At 73.0% G+C, this 4238-nt stretch carries 3 protein-coding genes; 2 read left to right on the top strand and 1 reads right to left on the bottom strand.

Features of this window, described 5'->3' with window-relative positions; translation table 11 throughout:
• The first annotated feature begins 313 nt into the window (after window positions 1–313).
• Window positions 314–1387 carry a serine hydrolase gene (locus ACFWGJ_RS42430; protein ID WP_387334309.1) on the top strand — a complete coding sequence of 358 codons (1074 nt, stop codon included), beginning with the start codon at window positions 314–316 and terminating at the stop codon, window positions 1385–1387.
• Here ACFWGJ_RS42430 and ACFWGJ_RS42425 read toward each other — a convergent pair.
• A complete protein-coding gene (locus ACFWGJ_RS42425; protein WP_387334308.1) occupies window positions 1308–2162 on the bottom strand; it encodes a DUF4184 family protein in 855 nt (284 codons plus the stop codon). The two genes, ACFWGJ_RS42430 and ACFWGJ_RS42425, sit on opposite strands and share 80 nt — an antisense overlap.
• 341 nt (window positions 2163–2503) lie before the next feature.
• Here ACFWGJ_RS42425 and ACFWGJ_RS42420 point away from each other — a divergent pair, with 341 nt between their 5' ends.
• Window positions 2504–4198 (top strand): lytic transglycosylase domain-containing protein, encoded by a 1695-nt coding sequence (locus ACFWGJ_RS42420; RefSeq protein ID WP_387334307.1) that lies wholly within the window; start codon window positions 2504–2506, stop codon window positions 4196–4198.
• Window positions 4199–4238 lie beyond the last annotated feature (40 nt).

The raw sequence follows: 4238 nt of genomic DNA, 5'->3' as shown, positions 1-4238 counted from the left end.
AGGGGCGCGAGGAACTGCGCGACCAGCCACAACGGACCCGCACACGCTCCTCGGCCCCCGGCCAACGCAACCTAGGGGCGCGGGGAACTGCGCAATCCTTTCGCCCTTCAGGGGCGCGGGGAACTGCGCGGCCAGCCCCCGCCGGGCGCGCGGGCGGAACGGGTAGGGGCGCGGGGAACTGCGCGATCGGCCCCCACCGGGCCCGCACCCGGCACACCGTCCCGCCGCCCCCCGCCCAACCCCCGGAGGGCCCGTCACCCGCCTGGACCCCGACCAGGCGCCCCCCCACCGAGCCCCCCGCCAGGATGCGGGCATGGGTCCTCACATACGGAACACGCGGTATGTACCGCAGGTACGACACTGCCGCACCGCCCTGGTCGCAGCCCTCGCCTCCGCCCTCCTCACCCCCGTCTCCGCCGTCTCGGCCACCGCCGCCAGCCCCAGATTCCCGGCGGGCACGGCGGGCACAGCGAGCACAACGGGCCGCTTCCTGCCCGACGACCCAGACGACCCCGGCGGCCCCACCTGTCACGCCCCCCACGCCCCCGGCCTCGCCGCCCGCCTGTCGCGCGACATCCGCGCCACGGTGGCGTCCAGGCACGGCACGGTCTCCGTGGCCGTACGCGACGACCTGGGCCTGGTCTGCGAGCTGGCCGGTGAGCGCCGGTACGACTCCGCGAGCATCGCCAAGGTCCTGATCATGGAGGGCCTGCTGCGGCGGGCCGAGCAACTGGGCAGGTCACTCACCCGCTGGGAGACCGCGAACGTACGCCCCATGATCGTCAGCTCGGACAACGCCGCCGCCTGGCGCCTGTGGACCGCTCAAGGCCACAGCCACCTGAACGCCTTCCTCGCCCGGGTCCGTACCCGCGCCACCGTCCTGGGCCCGGGCGGCTACTGGGGCCTCACCCGCACCACGGCCGCCGACCAGATGCGTCTGCTGGGCGTCCTGACGAACGCCCGCTCCTTCCTCCGCAGCCGCGCCTACGGCCTCGGACTGCTCGCCGAGGTCCGCGCGGACCAGCGCTGGGGCGTCCCCGCGGGCATGCCGCGCGGCTTCAGGGCGCATGTCAAGAACGGCTGGCTGCCCCGCTCCACCCACGGCTGGCGCGTCCACAGCGTCGGCGCCTTCGCGGGCAGGGACCGTACGTACCGGATCGTCGTCCTGACCCACGACAACCCCACCAAGGCGTACGGCGTCCGCACCATCGAACGCATAGCCCAGGTCGTGCACCGGGGCCTCGGACAGGGCCGCGGCCCCGGCCGCACGGCCGTCCCCGAGACGCCGGAGACGCCGGAAGCGCTGCTCAGCGAGGAACCGGACGGTTCGGCTCCGTACGGGCCGCTGCCGGGCTGGGACGAACCGGAGCCGGGCGCCACACCCTGACCGCCACGGCGTACGCGGCGAACCCGACGGCCAGCCCGGCCCCCGCCCCGAAGCACACGGTGGGAATCAGCTCCCACGGCTTGGCCCGCGAGCCCCAGTAGTCCCACCACCGCGTCGCCCGCTGCACGGCCGCCACCGCCGCGCAGCCGCCGATCAGAGCCCCCGCGAGCCACCGGTCACGCGCCGAGAGCACGGGCACCCCCACCGGTTCGGCGTCGGGCTGCCGCCGCAGGGCCACCATCAGGAACACCGCGATCACCACCGCCGCGAGCGCCGAACCGCCGTACTGCAGGTACCAGTACAGGGGCGAGCCCGCGATCTCCCGCCCGAGGACGGGCAGGACCCGCATGCCCCACCGGTCGAGATGCGTGAACGCGTCCCACACGACATGGGTGAGCGCCCCGGACGCCGCGGACACGTACCACCACAGGGCGAGCGAGGGACGCGGACGGGCGCGCGGCGCACCGCAGCGCAGGAAGGCGCCGATCCGCCCCTGCCGACTCCGTGGCAGCAGTGCCACCAGCGGCTCCCGCAGCACCAGCCAGGCACCCACGAGCGCCCAGGCGACCAGGACGTCGAAGGTGAAGACCCCGGTGAAGGAGTGCGTGAAGTCGCCGAACTCCATTGCCTCCGGCAGCACACTCGCCGCGTAATAGGTCATGTCGGGCGCGAACGAACCGGCCACGAGCACGGCCGGAACCAGCCGGCCCCGCCCGGACCCGTCGGCGCGCACCGCCGGCAGGACGGCCGCGGCATGGCTGAGAGTGAACGGCAACTGGGCTCCAAGCGAACAGTATTGACCGCACCGGAAAGCGCGAGGGTGGTGCCGAGCTCGTACGTCCTGGTCGTTCAGGGACGGACGGACCCGGCCGCCCCATGATCGGTGACGTCCGGGATGCGGAAACGGTTCCCGGATCCACGGCATGGCGAGGAGTCGCAGGGGAAGGACAAACGGGATATGGCCAACCGGTGAAGACCGGCTCCGAACAGGTGTCTGCGCGGCAGAAGTTGTCGTAGGGTCGCCTGGGTTGCCGTATGGGGGGCATACGGCCGCACGACCGGACAGCAGGGGAACGCGCGGAGCACGGACGGACGTCCACGGGAGGGGTTCACGCAATGGCGGCGCAATTCGGCAGGCGAGTCGTCAAGGGGGCGGCGACCACCGCCGTGGCCGCACTCGCGGTCGCGGCTCTGTCCGCATCCCAGGCCCCGGGTGTCACGGACACCCCCCAGGGCAGGCAGAACGCCAACTCCCAGCCCTCGCCCGACGTGAACGCCGACGACAGCGCGACCGGCAACTCGCCGTACTACACGGACCTCCCGCCGCTCAACACCCCGACGCCGTCCCCCAGCGCGAGCAGCGACACCCCCGGCGCGGCCGGTGACGCCGAAGCGGGCATACCCGCGACCGTCCTCGACGCCTACAAGAAGGCCGAGGCGTCGCTGGCGGGTTCCAAGCCCGGGTGCAACCTCCCCTGGCAACTCCTCGCGGCCATCGGCAAGGTCGAGTCCGGACAGGCCCGCGGCGGCAACGTCGACGCCAACGGCACCACGATCACCCCGATCCTCGGCCCGGTCCTGAACGGCGTCGGCTTCGCGCGGATCACCGACACCGACGGCGGCGCGTACGACGGGGACACCACCCACGACCGTGCCGTGGGCCCCATGCAGTTCATCCCCTCGACCTGGGAATGGTCGGGCCGCGACGGCAACGGCGACGGCAAGAAGGACCCCAACAACATCTACGACGCGGCCCTCGCGGCCGGCCACTACCTGTGCCGGTTCAACTGGGACCTGTCCGACAGCGCCGACCTCAGGCGCGCCATCCTCAGCTACAACAACTCGACGGACTACCTGAACACCGTCCTGTCGTGGCTGGAGTACTACCGCAAGGGCACCCACGAGGTCCCGGACGGCACGGGCACGCTGCCCTCCAACCGCAGCGACAACGGCACCGGCGGCGCGAGCCCAGGCCCGACCTCTCCGGCCTCCACCCCGCCCAGCAGCCAGAGCCCGGGCGGCGGCAGCACGAGCCCGAAGCCCAAGCCGCCGACCACGACCCCGCCCACGACGACTCCGCCCACCACGACGCCTCCGACGACCCCGTCGCCCACGCCCACCGAGACGGTGGACCACCTGGAGGACGCGGGCACCGGGAAGCTCACCGCGACCGCGGGCGACACCTTCGCCGAGAAGATCAGCGCCCGTACGGAGACCAAGGCGGGCAAGGCCGTCGCGAAGGTCCGGGTCCGGTTCACGATCACCGGCGACACCGACACGACCTTCACCGGCGGCGAGAGTGTCGCGACCGTCGTCACCAACGCCTCCGGTGTGGCGACCGCGCCCGCGCTGAAGGCGGGCGAGAAGACCGGCGCCTTCAAGGTGCGCGCCACCGTCGTCGGCCGTACCGTCTCGGGTCTCGACTACGCGGCCACGGTCACCGCCCGCCAGGCGGACGCCCTCGCGCGCACCGCCGACACCGCGCTGACCTGCGTCCCGGGCGGCGAGTTCGCGGACCAGGTCGAGGTGAAGGCCACGTACAAGGGCGCCGTCGCGGATGCGGTCGCCGCGACCGCCACGCTCATCAAGACGGCGGACGACGCCACCGAGAACGACAAGGGCCCCTACTTCAAGGACGCGGACGGCAAGACGGTACGCACCCTCGCGGGCCTCAAGACGGACAAGGACGGCCTGCTGAAGCTGCCGAAGCTGTACGCCGACGACACCGAGGGCACGTACCTGCTGCGGATCACCACGACCGGCGGGGCGACCCTGACCGTCGAGCTGAAGGTGGCGGCTGCCGCCTCGTAGGCCCGTAGACGCGTCGGCCGCGCCCCCTCACCCGTCGGTG

This window comes from Streptomyces sp. NPDC060205, assembly GCF_042728395.1.
GTDB lineage: Bacteria > Actinomycetota > Actinomycetes > Streptomycetales > Streptomycetaceae > Streptomyces.
This window is presented reverse-complemented; position numbering and strand designations above follow the sequence as displayed.